Below are 14657 nucleotides of genomic sequence, written 5' to 3'. Positions count from 1 at the left end.
CGCCAGCGCTCGCACCGATGTCGGACTCAGTCCTCGCAAGCGCTCCCTTGCGCTGCTCGGCGGGTAAGCGCGCGGTGGTGGCCGGCACCACCACCGCGCGACTTGTCAGGCGGATTCTGTTGCGGGCTCGGCGCTTTCGGCCGTGCCCGGCGTGCGTGCGACGAACCAGTGCACGACCACCCCGACGGCGACCACCAGCAGCACGAACAGCGGTGCGGCCCAGAGCATCCACCAACCACCACCGTTGGGCGTGTACACCTCGGGCCGCGGCCAAGCCAGGTTCACCGCCATCGCGATGCCCCACAGCACGGCGAGTGCGTTGATCGGAATCCCGAAGCGGCCCAGGCTGAACAGGCCGGGCTCGCTAGCTTCGTCGGCGGGCATACCCTTGCTCCGCCGCACCAGCAGCGGCACCGTGACCAGCAGATACGCCAGGTACAGCGTCACGATGCACACGCTGGCCAGGGTCGCGAAGATCGCGGCATTGCCGAGATTGAGCACCAGCAGCCCGATGCCGAGCAGCCCGATGACCACCGCGGGCAGCACCGGGGTACCGAACCGAGGGTGCACCGCGGCAAGGCGCCGGGCGAACGGCAACTTCCCGTCCCTGGCCATCGAGAACATCAACCGCGACCCGGCCGTCTGAATGGCCAAGGTGCACACCGTGATCGCCACCGCGACACAGCCGAGCAGCACCGTGCCCGCCGGGCTGTCCAGCTTCGCGGTGAGCACGTAGGCCAGACCCTCGGTGGCCAGCGCACCGTCGGACAGGCTCGGCGCGGCCATCAGCGCGCCGAGCAGCAGCAGCCCGCCGCCGAGCGCGGACACCGACAGCGCGGCCAGAATGGTGCGTGGCGCGACCCGGCGCGGATTCTTCGTCTCCTCGGAAAGCTCACCGGCGGAATCGAAGCCGACCATCACGTAGGCGGCCATCAGCCCGGACACCAGGAACGCCGCCCAGTACGACCCGGGCACGGCCTGATCGGTCTGCCAGACCACGCCGGGCCCGCGCTCGGTATGGGTGAAGAACAGCGCGATGATCGCGAGCACGCCGACGATCTCGACGGTGACGCCGATCGAGTTGATCCGCGACATCAGGTCGATGCCGAGCACATTGATCGCCGTGGTGATCGTCAACAGGATGCTGCCGAGCAGCACCGCGTTCGTCGCACCGGACGACGAAGTGAGCGCCGTGTCGTCGCCGATGACCTGGAACCCGCTCCAGATCGACGGCAGCACCACCTGCAGCGCGATCGCCGCCGCGGCGGCGGTGACGATCTGCGCGATCACCATCATCCAGCCCGCGAACCAGCCGACCAGCTCGCCGCCGAGCCGGCGCGACCACTGGTAGATGCAGCCCGAAATCGGGTAGCGCGCAGCCAATTCGGCGAAGTTCAGTGCGACGAGGAACTGTCCGGCGAACACGATCGGCCAGGTCCAGAAGAACGCGGCGCCACCGAACGAATAGCCGAAGCCGAAGAACTGAAAGATGGTGGTGAGGATGGAGACGAACGAGAAGCCCGCGGCGAACGAGGCGTAGCGGCCGAGTTTGCGCCGCAGCACAGGCTGATAGCCGAATCGGGCCAGATCGGCGCCGTCGCGGCTGGTGTCGGGCGGAGGGGCGGGGGCGAACGTTGTGGCCATGAGGGTCCTTCGGCGAGCGGCCAATACCTATCAGATGACAGTTTTGCGGCGGCGATCGCGCTTTCGGTGACCCGCGTGTATCGCTTGCGGTAACCCCGGTTACTTCTGCGTTGCGGAGATTTCTATCAAGTGACAGAAACCTCGCCGCCGCCTACCGGGGGACCGACCGTCGCGGATCGGTCCGGCGGATACCTGCCAGAATGGGCGTTGTGGCAAACCTCGGCCCCGGCCGTCCTCGTGTGGAGCAGCGACGCCGTCGCGGCCAGACGCCGCGCGCCGAGATCCTGGACGCTGCCGGGGAGTTGTTCACCACCAATGGCTACGCGAACACCTCCACCCGTGTGGTCGCCGACGCGGTCGGCATCCGTCAGGCATCGCTCTATCACCACTTCGCCGCCAAGGATGACATCCTCGATGCGCTGCTTGCCGAAACCATAGCTGCCCCATTGGAACTCGCCGAGCGACTGGGGAACGTGTCGGCGACGGCGCCAGCCCGCCTTTACGCGCTCGCCTGGTTCGACGTCGGCCAGCTCTGCGCCGCCCGCTGGAATCTCGGTGCGCTGTACCTGCTTCCGGAGCTGCGCACCGAGCGGTTCGCCACGTTCCGGCTGCGGCGCGACGAACTGCGCGGGCACTACGAGTCGTTGGCGGCCGAGGTACTGGCCGAGGCCGGCGGGGCGGGCATCGCGGGCGCCGAGGCCCTGCCGTTCCGGCTGGTCGAGATGGTGATCAGCATCCGCTCGGACGAGGGTGCGGCCCCGGCCGCCGCGGCGCGAACCATCCCCGAGGCGGCGCTGCGGGTGCTGGGCTGGCCCGGTGATCTGGACGCGCTGCGCGACGAGGCACAGCGGCTGCTCGAACAGCTCGAAACAGCCTGAGCCCTACTTACCCGCGCTGCGTCCCCACTCGAGACCCCAGCGGTAGGCCTTGTCGACCTCCATCTTTCCCCAGAGCGGGCGCCGTGCGGGCGGCCGGACGAACACGCCTTGACGCTGAACCACGAACTCGCCGTTGATGTTCTCGATCAGCGCGAGCACCATCTCCCGTGAGTTGTCGGTACATCCGCTCACCGACATCTCGATCGGTGTCGAGCCGACCGGGTAGAGCGTGGCGGTCGCCTCGACACCGCGGAAATCATCGGTGCCCTCGTACAGCGAGGCGAACACCAGGATCCGGCGGAACTTCGCGGTGTGGTCGAGGTTGATGTCGAGGTTCTCGCCCGCCGCGACCGCGCCGGTCCGATCGTCCTTGTCGAGCTGGATGTAGGGCGCCTGGTGCAGCGAGCCGAAGCCGTCGAGCGGGCCGATGGAGCCCTTCGTGCCGTCGGTCAGTTCCCAGAAGCAACACAGGTCCAGGTCGAGGCCTGCCTTGCGCTTGCCGAAGCCGCGCCGCGGGGCCGCGTTGCCGGACCAGTTCAGGTTGATCCGCATCACGCCGCCGGTCGCGCCTTGCTTGGTCAGTGAGATCGAGGGAGCGTCCTTGGTCAACGAGATCTTGCTGAGGTTGACGGGAGCCCCGGGGGTAGCAGCGGATGGTTGCTGCGGTGCGGGGTGCGCCGAAAAGTCCGGTGTTGCACCGATATTCGGTGGCATACCGCTCTGCGGAGGTGCGCCGTAGGGGTTGGGCGGCGGTGGTGGCGTGAACTGCGGTTGCGGCGGGGCGTACTGCTGCGTGGGCGCGGGCGGCGCTGGCGGCGCGGTGAACTGGTGCGGCGGCGCGGCGGGCGGTGGCGGCGGCGTGAACTGGTGCGGTGCGGCGGGCGGGGTGGCCGGTGCCGGGGCGTCGTCCACCGAGATCCCGAAATCGGTGGCCAGGCCGGCCAATCCGGCGGCGTACCCCTGCCCGACCGCACGGAACTTCCACCCGCCCTGCCGCCGGTACAGCTCGCCGAGCACGAACGCGGTCTCGGTGGTCGCACCGGTGCTGTCGAACCGCGCCACCTCCGCGCCGCTGGCCGGATCCATCAGACGGACGTAGAGACCGTGGAATTGGCCGAAGGTGCCGCCGTCGGCCGAGGCCGCGATCACGATGGTGTCGATCTGTGCTTCGACGCGGCTCAGGTCGGCCGAGAGCACGTCGAGCACCGTCGGCCCCTGCTGCTTACCCTCGTGCCGGACCGCGCCGGACGGATGCGCGGGCTGGTTGTAGAAGACGAAGTCGTTGTCGTCGCGCACTTTTCCGGCGGCCAGCAGCAGTGCCGAGGCGTCGGCGTCGGGCACCCCGGGGCCGCTCTGCCAGCCGAGCTCGATCCGGACGGCGGCCATGGGCACCGGGACGTTCGAGCCCTTCGTCATCGACATACGTGCCAACGTATCCGAAACGGGCCGCAAGCGTGCCTGGTCAGCGGGTAGGCGGCGCGATCTGCCAGTGCTCTTGCAACGCGCCCGCGATCTCCGGCAGCACCGTCACCGGTATCCGCTTGCGCCGCAGCAACGCCCGGATCTCGTTCACCTGCTCGCGTTTGCGGAGGTCGTAGGCGCCGGACACCGGGCGCAGCACCGGCGGAATGGACAGCAGCACCAGCTCGCCGTGCTGTTCGTCGCCGCCGATCAGGTCGAGCGCCAGCGACCAGCGGGCCCGCTCGTCGAGCGTGAAGCGCCCGGCGACCACGCGATCCCAGTCGATGCTGGACTCGGTCCACGGAGTGCGCCGATAGATCACCCGCTCGGTGAGCACGACGGCGTCCCTGGCGAACAGCGCCGCCACCACGGCGATACCCGCGACGGCACCGGCCAGTAAGCCGGTGAAGACGCGGTTCACCCCGAACAGGCTGATCACGGCCGTGCACAGTACGACGGTCACCAGGATCCCGAGGGAACTGTAGAGCGCCGCACGCTGCGTGGGCACCACACCAGCCCGCACCATCGTCATCTCACCTACCCACTTCCGGCGTGCTGCGGCACACGCTACCGCTCGTGGTGCCGCAGCACACCCGCAAGTCTCAGGCTTCGAGGGCGACCGCGGCCTCGGCGGTGTACACCAGGAACGTCAGGCTCTGCTGGAAGTACAGCTGCACCGACTCGGTGTCGTGCGCGAGGTAGCCGATCGACAGGTCCTGGCCGATCCGCAGGTCGTAGTCGCCACCGCGGGTGGTCAGCACGAACGCGCCGTCGATGGCGGGCGCCCAGATGATCTCGCCGTCCGGGATGAGCCGCTCGATGTGGGTGCGGATCGGGTGCCCGTGATCGGAGGTCTCGCTCACCGCGGTGAACAGGTCCGCGCTCAGCAGCACCGAGTACGGCCCGTCCACACCGGCCAGCCGCAGCGCGGTGAGCGCCTGGGTGACCGACTCCGGCACCAGCCGGGGATCGCTCGGCAGCGCGATCGCCTGATTGGTCGAACTCGCCCGGATACCGGTGATATTCGCGGCCGGATAGCCCTCGAAGATCGCCCGGTCCTCGGCGAACGCGATCTTCTTCGCGGCGTCCTTCACCGGATCCAGATCGGTGTCCATGGCGCCGCGTTCGACGTTGTCGAGCTCCTCGCGCGACAGCCGGAACGGCACCCGCAGCTCGACCAGCGGCGCGACCACCCGCTGCCTGGCCTGCACACCCTCGTCGGGCGCGCTGATCGGGGTGGTGCGGCCGGTACCGACCGCGGCGTAGTCGAGGCCGTGCGGTCCGGACAGGTCGACGACGCGGCGCCCGGCGATGTGCCGCTTGAAGGTGCGCGTCGCCTCTTCCTCGATCGCCGACCATGCCTCGGCGGTGATCGGCGCGAGTTCGCGATAGAGGTTGTTCATGCCTGCCTGCTCCTTTTCAACGTGCCGATACCGAGTGAGCCCGAGCCGATGTCGTTGGGCTGCACGTCTTGCGCCGTTACGGCGTCCGCCGGTGGCGGGGGAAGCTCATCGAAGAAGTCGAGCGACGGTGCGAAGAACGACGTGCCGGTGACCGCGATGGAGAAATCGAGGATGCGGTCGTAGGCCGCCTCCTCGGTGCCGACGAACATCCGGGTGAGCATCAACTCGGTGACGCTCGGTGTGGCCGCGTAAGCGACGTAGTACGTACCGAATTCGCCGTCCTTGACGCTACCGAACGGCATGTTGGCGCGCAGGATCTCGCGCTCGGTGCCGTCGGCGTCCACGATGGTGTTCACCGCGACGTGCGAGTCGGCGGGCTTGTCGGCGTCGGAGAGCTCGAAATCGTCGAGCTTGGTGCGCCCGATCACCTTCTCCTGCTCCTCGATCGACAGTGCCCGCCAATCCGCCAGCGGATGCAGGTACTTCTGCACGATCACGTAACTGCCGTCCCGAAATTCGGGGTCCTCGTCGCCGACCAGCGCGGCCGCGTAGGCGGACTTGCCCTCCGGATTCTCGGTGCCGTCGACGAAGCCGAGCAGGTCGCGCTGCTCGAAGTAGCGGAACCCGACGGTCTCGTCCACGATCGTGGCCGCGCCTGCCAGCCGGTCGCCGATGGTCATGGCCAGCTCGAAGCAGGCGTCCTGGTTCTCCGCCCGGATGTGGAACAGCAGATCGCCCGGCGTCGCCGGGGCGCGGTGATGCTTGCCCACATAACCGGGGAATTCGTGCAGCTCGGCGGGCCGTGGGCCGGCGAAGAGCCGGTCCCACGCCGCCGAGCCGATCGCGGCCACACAGGTGAGGCCCGCACCGGGGATCCGGAACCCGACCGAACGGCGCAAACCCTGCACGTCGGCGAGGGTATCGCGGACCACAGCCTCGCCGCCCGCATCGATGGTGGCGACCAGGAAGATCGCAGCCGGGGTGAGCGGATCGAGGATTGGCTGAGGCTCACTCATGATCATCAGCCTAATGCGCGAGCAAGTACCACCCGCCACGTGGCATAGCCACCCCCGGCTGCTACTTCGCGACCGTCATCAGGAAGGCCACGTCGTCCACGGCCATCACGCTGTGCCTGGCCTTGGGCACCACGAGCAGGTCGCCCGCCGAGCCCTTCCATTCGTTGCTGCCGCTGATCAGGGTCAGCGTGCCGCTCAGCACCAGGAGGGTGGCCTCGCCCGCGTTGTCGTGCTCGGCGAGGCTCTGGCCGGCGCTGAGGCCGACCACCGTCTGGCGCAGCGAATTCGCGTGACCACCGTAGATCGTTTGCGAACTACGCCCACTGCTGGCGGTGCTCGCAATCTTGAGTTGTTGTCGAGCAACCGCAGTCAGCGATTTCTTGTCCATGGACCGCCTTTCGCAAATGACAACAGCCGGTGCGGGGGCTGTTCGCACCGGCTCGGGGGCCCGGACGGACGTAGGCCCGGCCCCGCTTATTCAGGAGTATGCCCGACCGGCTGCGGCCTCGGGACCGGTTTGCACGGGCCGGGGGTTCTGTGATCGAACGGTGCTGTGCGGCCGCAACGGTCGATGCGGAGAGTTTGCCGACTAGTCGGATTCGCGGCGGGTGTAGCGGCGGATCCGGTAGCGCAGACCGGAGGTCGAGTCGTGCCACGGCTCGGTGTCGTCGGTGGTCCACTCGGGTCCGACCGCGGGGGCGTACGCATCGCCTTCGACGGTGGTGTCCACCTCGGTGACGAGCAGGTCGGTCGCGAAATCCATAGCGACGCGGTAGATCTCACCACCCCCGGCGATCCACACGGTGCCCGGCCCGCTCAGCGTGAGCGCCTCGGCCACCGATCCGGCCCGCTCGGCGCCCTCGGCCGCCCAGTCCGGCTGCCTGGTCACCACGATGTTGCGGCGCCCGGACAGCGGGCGGAATTTCGGCGGCAGCGAATCCCAGGTGCGCCTGCCCATCACCACGGGATGTCCCATGGTGACCGCCTTGAAATTCGCCATGTCCTCGGGCACGCGCCAGGGGATGGCGTTCTGGAAACCGATCACTCCGTCGGGGGTCTGCGCCCAGATCAACCCGATGGTGCGCGTCACGCTGCGTCCGATGCGGTGTTCACTGTTCCTCCGTTACCCGAAACTGCTTCTGTCGCGCCAGGCCGCTCACACCGCAACGGGTGCCTTGATGGCCGGATGATGCTGGTAGCCGACGACTTCCACGTCTTCGTAGGCGTAGTCGAACAGCGTCGGCGCGGGTCGCAGGTGCAGGGCGGGGAACGGGAACGGCTCGCGGGTCAGCTGCTCGCGGACCTGGTCGAGGTGGTTGTCATAGATATGGCAGTCGCCGCCGGTCCAGATGAAATCGCCGAGCTCCAGCTCGGTCTGCTGCGCGACCATCTGGGTGAGCAGGGCGTAGCTGGCGATATTGAACGGCACGCCGAGGAACAGGTCGGCGCTGCGCTGATACAGCTGGCAGGACAGCCGGCCGTCGGCCACATAGAACTGGAAGAACGCGTGGCACGGGGCGAGCGCCATCTTGTTCAGCTCGGAGACGTTCCAGGCGGAGACGAGCATGCGCCGGGAATCGGGGTTGGTGCGCAGGGTGTGCAGCACCTCGGAGATCTGGTCGATGTGCACGCCGTCCGGCGTCGGCCAAGACCGCCACTGCACGCCGTAGACCGGGCCCAGTTCGCCGTTGGCGTCGGCCCATTCGTCCCAGATGGAGACGCCGTGCTCCTGCAGCCATTTCACGTTGGATTCGCCGCGCAGGAACCAGAGCAACTCGTAGACGATCGACTTCAGATGCACCTTTTTGGTGGTGATCAGCGGGAAGCCGGCCGCGAGGTCGTAGCGCAGCTGATGGCCGAAAATGCTGCGCGTGCCGGTGCCGGTGCGGTCCGCTTTCTTCGTGCCGGACTCCAGCACCAGCCGGAGCAGATCCTCGTACTGGGTATCGGTCGCCACGGCTGCCAACTCTAGTCGTGAGGTCGCCTGGCAAGCTCGGCGCATGCGCAAGCTCTACGTGATCGGCATCGGCGCGGGCGATCCCGACCAGGTGACGGTGCAGGCCATCAAGGCCATGCGGCAGGTCGAGGTGTTCTTCGTCATCGGCAAGGGCGCGGACAAGCGCGAGCTGGTCGAGGTGCGGACCGCGATCCTGGCCGAGCACGTGGATCGGCCGTATCGGATCGTGGAGATCGCGGACCCGCCGCGGGACCGGGCACCGGCGGACTATCAGGGCGTCGTCGCGGATTGGCACGAGCGGCGCTCCGCCGTGCTGGAAGACGCGTTCGCGCAGGTCGACGGGGTCGGCGGCATTCTGGTGTGGGGTGATCCGTCGCTGTACGACAGCACCTTGCGGATGGTCGAGCGGGTGCTCGCGCGCGGGTCGGTGCACTTCGATTACACGGTGATCCCGGGTGTCACCAGCGTGCAGGCCCTGGCCGCTCGGCATCGGATGGTGCTGCACGGCATCGGCGACCCGGTGCACATCACCACCGGCAGGCGGTTGCGCGAGGAGGGGCTCGCCGATGCCGCGGTGGTGATGCTGGACGGCGACTGCTCGTTCACCGAGGTGCCCGGCGCGGACGTGCACATCTGGTGGGGCGCCTACCTCGGCATGCCGGACGAAACCCTCATCGAGGGCCCGCTGCGCGAGGTGGAGCAGGAGATCGTGGACCGGCGCGCCGGGCTGCGGGCCGAGAAGGGCTGGATCATGGACGTCTACCTGCTCCGTCGGACCTGACTGCCCTGCTCTTGTCGGTGCGGGCCGGTAGCCTGGGCGTGTGCCCGAACTACCTGAAGTGGAGGCGCTGGCGCAGTTTCTGCGGGAGCATGCGGTCGGCGCCGTGGTGGGGCGTGTGGATGTCGCGGCGTTGAGTGCCGTGAAGACCTTCGACCCGCCGGTGACGGCGCTGTCCGGCCGGGACGTGACCGGTGCGGGGCGCTGGGGCAAGTTTCTGGGGATGGACTGCGACGGGTTGTGGCTGATCACCCACCTGTCCCGCGGTGGCTGGCTGCGGTGGATCGATGAACCGAGTCAGACGCCGCCGAAGCCGGGCGGTAAGAGTCCGCTGGCGCTGCGGGTGCACTTCTTCACCCCCGAGGGCGCGACGCCCGCCATCGATCTCACCGAGGCCGGGACCAAGAAGCGGCTCGCGGTCTACATCGTAGACAACCCGAAGCTGGTGCCCGGCATCGCGAGACTCGGGCCCGACGCGCTCGAGGTGACCGAGGAGCAGTTCACCGAGATCCTGCGCGGCACCTCGCAACGGATCAAGACCGCGATCGTCGACCAGACCCTGCTGGCGGGCGTCGGCAACGCCTACTCCGACGAAATCCTGCACACCGCACGGATCTCGCCGTTCGCCAACACCAAAACCCTTGCGGCGGACAAGGTCGGCGAGCTGTACGCGGCCATGCGCGCGGTGCTGACCGACGCCGTGCAGCGCTCGGTCGGTCAGGATGCCGCCCGCCTCAAGGGCGAGAAGCGCTCCGGCATGCAGGTACACGCGCGCACCGGCCAGCCCTGTCCGGTCTGTGGCGACACGGTGCGCGAGGTGTCCTACGCCGAGCGCTCGTTCCAGTACTGCCCGACCTGTCAGACCGGCGGCAAGATCCTCGCCGACCGGCGCATGTCGCGGCTGCTCAAGTAACCGCTCAGGTCAGCGTCGGTACCCGGACGCCTTCCCAGGCAAGGCGTTTGGCCTTGTCCGGGTCGTGTTCCAGGCGGGTGGGCGAGTCGATGATCAACGTGGTGCGGCGGGCCTCGGTGTAGGGCGGCCAGGAGGGCAGCGGCGCGCCGGTGCGGGCGAAGGCGAGCCAGTTGTCCTGGAATTGGTCGGTGACGGACTGGAGGCCACGGCGCCCGCCTGCCGCGGTGATGGCCCGACCGAAGGGGGTATCGCCGCCGCCGAAGACCGGGATCAGGTCGGCGGCGTGGGTGGCGCCCAGGCCCGCGAGCTGCAGGGAGCGCGGGGCGAAGTCGTAGCGGTAGGCGTAGGTGGGGGTGTGGCGGCTGTGGCCCGCCATGACCGTGACCGAGGGGCGCCAGAAGACGAAGTCGCCGCCCGCACGCACAGCCGCTTTGGCGTTCGGGTAACCGGGATAGACGGCGGCGATTCGGGATTCGGCGGCCTCGTCGCCCAGTGCGGCGCGCAGCCGATCGGGGGTGGTCGGCAGCGAATCCGCGAACTTCGCGAACAGGGTGCCTTCGTCCCGGTTCGTGCCGATGATCAGCGGGACGCGATGGGCGTTGCCGTCGGTGATCGCATCGATCGGGGACTGCGGGAGAACGACGCCGTCGACCGTCGGGGCGACGGGGAACAGGCCGCGGCGTTCGCGCAGGACCCGGTTGCTGGTGCGGTCGACCGCGCGCCGAATGTCGTTGGCGCTCGCGGTGCGTAGCGCCTCGGCGGCCCGATCCGGTGTCGCACCCAGCGCTTCGACGCAGCGGCGGGCGAAGCGGCGGGCGTCGTCGGCGGTCATCGCCCAGTCGGCCGGCGGGCTCTGCGAAATCGCCTGGTGGAAAAGGCCTTTCGCGGCCGGCGCGGCGAGCAGGCTGAGTACGGCATGCGCTCCGGCGGATTCGCCGAAGATGGTCACGTTGCCGGGATCGCCGCCGAACGCGGCGATATTGGTGTGCACCCACTCCAGCGCGGCGACCTGATCGCGCAAGCCCAGGTTCGACTCGAAAGGGTGCTCCGGCGTGGCGAATTCACCGAAATCGACGTAGCCGAAGGCGCCGAGCCGGTAGTTCAGCGAGACCAGCACGGCGTCGCCGCGCACCGCGAGCCGCCCGCCGGAGTACAAACCGAGCGCCGAGGTGCCGGTGAGATAGCCGCCGCCGTGGATGAATACCAGCACCGGGCGCGGCCGCTCCGACGGTGTCGCGGGCACGGTGACATTCAGTGTCAGCGAGTCCTCGTGGGTCGGCTGGTACCGGCGCGGTCCGATCCGCGCGCCCGCCCGATGCTGCATCGCGGCGAACCCGAACTCGGTGCACTCGCGCACCCCGGCCCACGGCGTGACCGGCTGCGGTGCCCGAAAACGCAAGTCGCCCACCGGCGCGGCCGCGTAGGGGAGGGACCGCCAGCGCAGCACGCGGCGGCCACGACGACCGCGCACGACTCCGTCGGCGGTCTGGATGTCTGTCGATGCCACCATCCGCCAATGGTACTTACGGCCGTCGTGTCTCCAACAGGCGTAGCCAGAACTCGCTCACCGCGGGGAACGCGGGCACCGCGTGCCATAGGGTGGCCAGCGGCACCTTGCCGACCACCGCGATGGTGGCCGCGTGCAACTGTTCGCCCACCTCCGGGCCGACGAAGGTGGCGCCGAGCAACGTATCGGTGCCGGTGTCGATGACCAGCTTGGCGTGCCCGGCGAAGTCGTTGCGCGCCAACGCCGATCCGGCCACCGAGATATCGAGCTCGACCGTCTCCACGGCATGACCGGCCTTGCGGGCCGCCGCCTCGGTCAGTCCGACCGACGCGACCTCCGGTGCGGTGTACACCACCTGCGGGACCTGCTCGTGGTCGGCGCTCGCGGTGAACCGGGCACCATCCAGCGGCCTGCCCTCGGCGCGGGCCGCGATCACATCGCCGCACACCCTGGCCTGGTATTTGCCCATATGCGTCAGGGCGGCGCGATGATTCAGATCGCCGACGCAGTACAGCCAGTCACCGTCCACCGCGGTTGCGGTCAGGTGATCGTCGACCTGCACATAGCCGTCCTTCAGCCCGACGGAGTCCAGGCCGAGTCCGTCGGTCGCCGGTGTGCGCCCGGCGGCCACGATGATCTCGTCGGCTTCGAGTTCGGTATCGCCTTCCGCACTGTGCAACTGCACGGTGACCGGGCCGCCGTGGATCCGGCCTTCGCCGGTGTCCTTCGCGTCGGGCCGGTGCACGCTCGTCGGCTCGGTGCCGAGCAGGACGCGCACGCCGCGCTCGCGCAGCGCCGCGATCACGCGCTCGCCGGCGAACGGTTCGGCCGACGCGAGCACCGCGCCGCCGCGCACAACCATGCTGACCTGCGCGCCGAGCGCAGCCAGCCAGGTCGCGGCCTCGCAGGCGACCACACCACCGCCGATGATCACCACACGGCCGGGGACCTCGTGCAAGTTGGTGGCGTCGCGGGAGATCCACGGCAGCGCGTCGCGCAGGCCGGGCACGTCCGGAACGCTCGCCCGGGTGCCGGTGGCCAGCACCACCGCATGCCTGGCGCGCAGCACCTGCCCGTCGACCTCGACCTGCCGCACCCCGGCCAGCCGACCGGTGCCGCGGATGACCTCGATGCGGTGGTCGCGGGCCCAGTCGACCTGCGAGGAGTCGTCGAGGCCGCTGACAAAGGAGTCGCGCCGCCGCAGTACCGCCTCGACGTCGAGGCCGGACGCGGTGATGCCGTCCATGGCCTGCGCGGCCGCGAGCTGATGGCCGGGCCGCAGCAGGGCCTTGCTCGGAATGCAGGCCCAGTAGGAACATTCGCCGCCGACGAGTTCGCGTTCCACGATCGCGGCGGTGCGGTCGCTCCCGGCGATGGCGTAGGCGGCGGCGTTCTCGCCGGCCGGGCCACCACCGATCACGATGACGTCGTATTCGGCAGGTGTACTCGGCATTGTTATTGCAGGTAGCCCTCGACCTGGGCGGCGGAACTCTGTTCGGCGCCGTCGGGCGACTGGCCCTGGTCGATCCGCGCCCTGCGGTGCCGCAGCAGGTCCCACGCCTGATCCAGCATCACCTCGAGCTCGGCGAGTTGCCTGCGCTCGGCCTGGGGGTCCAGTTCACCCTTGGCGGCCTGCGCGCGCAGTTCGTGCTCCTGGTCGACCAGTGCCTTGATGCGGGCCAACACGTCCTGTTCGGTCATGCGGACCATGCTACGGCTGTGCCAGACACGCGGCGGCGATCGGCACGGCCCTGGCCAGGTCGGACCAGGACAGCGCGGTGTAGCCGAGGGTGATGCCGAAGTGGTGACGCTGTGCGCTCAGGTGATAGCGAGACAGGGGATCGAGCGCGACACCGCGCGCCCGGGCCGCGGCCACCGCCCGCTGCTCCGCCTCGGCCGAGTCGAGCGGCACCACCACGTGCGAGCCCGCGTCGTCGCCGAGCACGTCGAGGCCGTGCCGCCGCAGCTCGGTGACCATCAGCGCCCGGCGTGGCGGCAGTGCGCGGCGCAGCCTGCGCAGGTGCCTGGCCAGGTCGCCGTGGGCGGCGAGCGCGACGAACACCTGCTGGCCCGCCGGACTCGGACTGGTCCCGGTGCGATGCCGATGCGCGACAACGGCGTCGGCGATCCGTGGCGTGGCGACCAGCCAGCCGACGCCGAGGCTCGGCGAGAGGATCTTGCTCGTGGTGCCGAGATGCACCACCACGTCCGGCGCCATCGCCGCGAGCAACGGCAACGGGGCGGTGTCGTACCGCAGTTCACCGTCGTAGTCGTCCTCGATGATCAACAGCCCGTTGCGGCGGGCGTGCTCGACCAGGTCGACCCTGCGTGCGGCGGGCAGCCGGGCGCCGAGCGGAAACTGGTGTGCCGGAGTGCAATACACGGCCTTGATCTTCGGCGGCAGCAGGTCGACCCGCAGGCCCTGCGCGTCCACCGGGACGGGCAGGACGCGGACCCCGGCCGCCGCGAAAGCGCCTGCCGCCCGGCTGTATCCGGGATCCTCCATCGCGACGGCGTCGCCCGGCGAAAGCAGGGCGGCGGCGAGTTCGCCTACCGCGGAACTGGTTCCGGCCGTCGCGAGCACCGCCGTGTCGCTGCCCGCGCCGAGACCGCGATGGCGCAGCAGGTGTTCGACGATCGTCGCGCGGAAGTCCGGCTCGCCCGCGCGGTCTTTGCGCACCAGCGGGGAGAGGTCGGCGGCGGCCCGCCAGGCGCGGCGCCAGGCCGGGCGGTCGATGGCGTCGGAGCACGGCGCGCCGGGTTGCAGATCGAGCAGCGCCGGATCGTCACCCGCGCCGTCGGCAGGCAGTGCGCGCCGGGGTGCGGCGGGCGGCGCGGTGGTCAGATAGGTGCCCGAACCGCGCTTGCCGCTGATCCAGCCCTCGGCGTGCAGCTGGTCGAACGCGGCGGCCACCACGGTGCGGCTCACACCGAGCCGTTCGGCCAGCGACCGCGACGACGGCAACCGATCACCGCCACGCAGCAGGCCATTGCTCGCCGCGGCCCGTAATCCGTCGGCGACCTGCACCGACAGCGGTTCCGGCAGCGCGCGGTCGAGCTGCAGGGGGAGTTCGTCGAGCACCGGTCACCTCGCGATTGG

At 69.5% G+C, this 14657-nt stretch carries 15 protein-coding genes; 3 read left to right on the top strand and 12 right to left on the bottom strand.

Translation table 11 applies throughout. The features are described from left to right. Positions 1–105: 105 nt before the first annotated feature. Complete coding sequence (locus tag DMB37_RS16555) at positions 106–1644, bottom strand: amino acid permease (protein ID WP_135233486.1); 1539 nt, start codon at positions 1642–1644, stop codon at positions 106–108. A gap of 200 nt (positions 1645–1844) precedes the next feature. On the opposite strand from DMB37_RS16555, the gene DMB37_RS16550 reads away from it, so the two are divergent. Further along, entirely contained in the window at positions 1845–2522 is a 678-nt protein-coding gene (locus DMB37_RS16550; protein ID WP_135233485.1) for a TetR/AcrR family transcriptional regulator, read from the top strand. A 3-nt stretch (positions 2523–2525) separates the two neighbouring features. On the opposite strand, the gene DMB37_RS16545 is transcribed toward DMB37_RS16550, so the two are convergent. From DMB37_RS16545 to DMB37_RS16515, 7 genes are all read right to left on the bottom strand, one after another. Beyond that, positions 2526–3944 (bottom strand): TerD family protein, encoded by a 1419-nt coding sequence (locus tag DMB37_RS16545; RefSeq protein ID WP_135233484.1) that lies wholly within the window; start codon positions 3942–3944, stop codon positions 2526–2528. A gap of 40 nt (positions 3945–3984) precedes the next feature. Further along, complete coding sequence (locus DMB37_RS16540; protein ID WP_240772415.1) at positions 3985–4509, bottom strand: hypothetical protein; 525 nt, start codon at positions 4507–4509, stop codon at positions 3985–3987. 76 nt (positions 4510–4585) lie between these two features. Beyond that, positions 4586–5386 carry a family 1 encapsulin nanocompartment shell protein gene (locus tag DMB37_RS16535; RefSeq protein ID WP_135233482.1) on the bottom strand — a complete coding sequence of 267 codons (801 nt, stop codon included), beginning with the start codon at positions 5384–5386 and terminating at the stop codon, positions 4586–4588. Beyond that, on the bottom strand, positions 5383–6402 hold the full coding sequence (locus tag DMB37_RS16530; protein ID WP_135233481.1) for a Dyp-type peroxidase: 1020 nt from the start codon (positions 6400–6402) through the stop codon (positions 5383–5385). Before DMB37_RS16530 ends, DMB37_RS16535 begins: the two co-directional genes overlap by 4 nt. Positions 6403–6463: 61 nt before the next feature. Then, positions 6464–6790 (bottom strand): cupin domain-containing protein, encoded by a 327-nt coding sequence (locus tag DMB37_RS16525; RefSeq protein ID WP_107659390.1) that lies wholly within the window; start codon positions 6788–6790, stop codon positions 6464–6466. Between the two features lie 201 nt (positions 6791–6991). Next, positions 6992–7492, bottom strand: coding sequence for a dihydrofolate reductase (locus tag DMB37_RS16520; protein WP_135233480.1), 501 nt, complete (start codon positions 7490–7492; stop codon positions 6992–6994). A gap of 66 nt (positions 7493–7558) precedes the next feature. After that, positions 7559–8359, bottom strand: coding sequence for a thymidylate synthase (locus DMB37_RS16515; protein WP_305036230.1), 801 nt, complete (start codon positions 8357–8359; stop codon positions 7559–7561). Positions 8360–8402: 43 nt separating this feature from the next. On the opposite strand from DMB37_RS16515, the gene cobF reads away from it, so the two are divergent. Further along, positions 8403–9140, top strand: a complete 738-nt coding sequence (cobF, locus tag DMB37_RS16510; protein ID WP_135233478.1) for a precorrin-6A synthase (deacetylating) — start codon at positions 8403–8405, stop codon at positions 9138–9140. A gap of 40 nt (positions 9141–9180) precedes the next feature. After that, the gene (locus DMB37_RS16505; RefSeq protein ID WP_135233477.1) at positions 9181–10050 is read left to right on the top strand and encodes an Fpg/Nei family DNA glycosylase; all 870 of its coding nucleotides are present in this window, start codon (positions 9181–9183) and stop codon (positions 10048–10050) included. 4 nt (positions 10051–10054) lie between these two features. Here DMB37_RS16505 and DMB37_RS16500 read toward each other — a convergent pair whose 3' ends face one another. Genes DMB37_RS16500 through DMB37_RS16485 form a run of 4 tightly spaced genes read right to left on the bottom strand, consistent with a single transcriptional unit; the run spans position 10055 to position 14639 of the window. Further along, positions 10055–11560 (bottom strand): carboxylesterase/lipase family protein, encoded by a 1506-nt coding sequence (locus DMB37_RS16500; protein WP_135233476.1) that lies wholly within the window; start codon positions 11558–11560, stop codon positions 10055–10057. 13 nt (positions 11561–11573) lie between these two features. Further along, positions 11574–13010, bottom strand: a complete 1437-nt coding sequence (locus DMB37_RS16495; RefSeq protein WP_135233475.1) for an NAD(P)/FAD-dependent oxidoreductase — start codon at positions 13008–13010, stop codon at positions 11574–11576. Positions 13011–13012: 2 nt separating this feature from the next. Beyond that, entirely contained in the window at positions 13013–13258 is a 246-nt protein-coding gene (locus tag DMB37_RS16490) for a DUF2630 family protein (RefSeq protein ID WP_135233474.1), read from the bottom strand. Between the two features lie 10 nt (positions 13259–13268). Beyond that, positions 13269–14639 (bottom strand): PLP-dependent aminotransferase family protein, encoded by a 1371-nt coding sequence (locus DMB37_RS16485; RefSeq protein ID WP_135233473.1) that lies wholly within the window; start codon positions 14637–14639, stop codon positions 13269–13271. Positions 14640–14657: the final 18 nt, after the last annotated feature.

It is taken from the genome of Nocardia sp. CS682, assembly GCF_004634405.1.
In the GTDB taxonomy this organism is placed as follows: Bacteria; Actinomycetota; Actinomycetes; order Mycobacteriales; family Mycobacteriaceae; genus Nocardia; species Nocardia ninae.
Note: the sequence above shows the minus strand (reverse complement) of the source record. Positions and strands in the feature narration are given on the sequence as shown.

Bases quoted from the DNA above. Each gene is read 5' to 3' on its own strand.
- DMB37_RS16555 (WP_135233486.1), bottom strand. From the start codon at position 1,644: ATGGCCACAACGTTCGCCCCCGCCCCTCCGCCCGACACCAGCCGCGAC.
- DMB37_RS16550 (WP_135233485.1), top strand. From the start codon at position 1,845: ATGGGCGTTGTGGCAAACCTCGGCCCCGGCCGTCCTCGTGTGGAGCAG.
- DMB37_RS16545 (WP_135233484.1), bottom strand. From the start codon at position 3,944: ATGTCGATGACGAAGGGCTCGAACGTCCCGGTGCCCATGGCCGCCGTC.
- DMB37_RS16540 (WP_240772415.1), bottom strand. From the start codon at position 4,509: ATGGTGCGGGCTGGTGTGGTGCCCACGCAGCGTGCGGCGCTCTACAGT.
- DMB37_RS16535 (WP_135233482.1), bottom strand. From the start codon at position 5,386: ATGAACAACCTCTATCGCGAACTCGCGCCGATCACCGCCGAGGCATGG.
- DMB37_RS16530 (WP_135233481.1), bottom strand. From the start codon at position 6,402: ATGAGTGAGCCTCAGCCAATCCTCGATCCGCTCACCCCGGCTGCGATC.
- DMB37_RS16525 (WP_107659390.1), bottom strand. From the start codon at position 6,790: ATGGACAAGAAATCGCTGACTGCGGTTGCTCGACAACAACTCAAGATT.
- cobF (WP_135233478.1), top strand. From the start codon at position 8,403: ATGCGCAAGCTCTACGTGATCGGCATCGGCGCGGGCGATCCCGACCAG.
- DMB37_RS16500 (WP_135233476.1), bottom strand. From the start codon at position 11,560: ATGGTGGCATCGACAGACATCCAGACCGCCGACGGAGTCGTGCGCGGT.
- DMB37_RS16495 (WP_135233475.1), bottom strand. From the start codon at position 13,010: ATGCCGAGTACACCTGCCGAATACGACGTCATCGTGATCGGTGGTGGC.
- DMB37_RS16490 (WP_135233474.1), bottom strand. From the start codon at position 13,258: ATGACCGAACAGGACGTGTTGGCCCGCATCAAGGCACTGGTCGACCAG.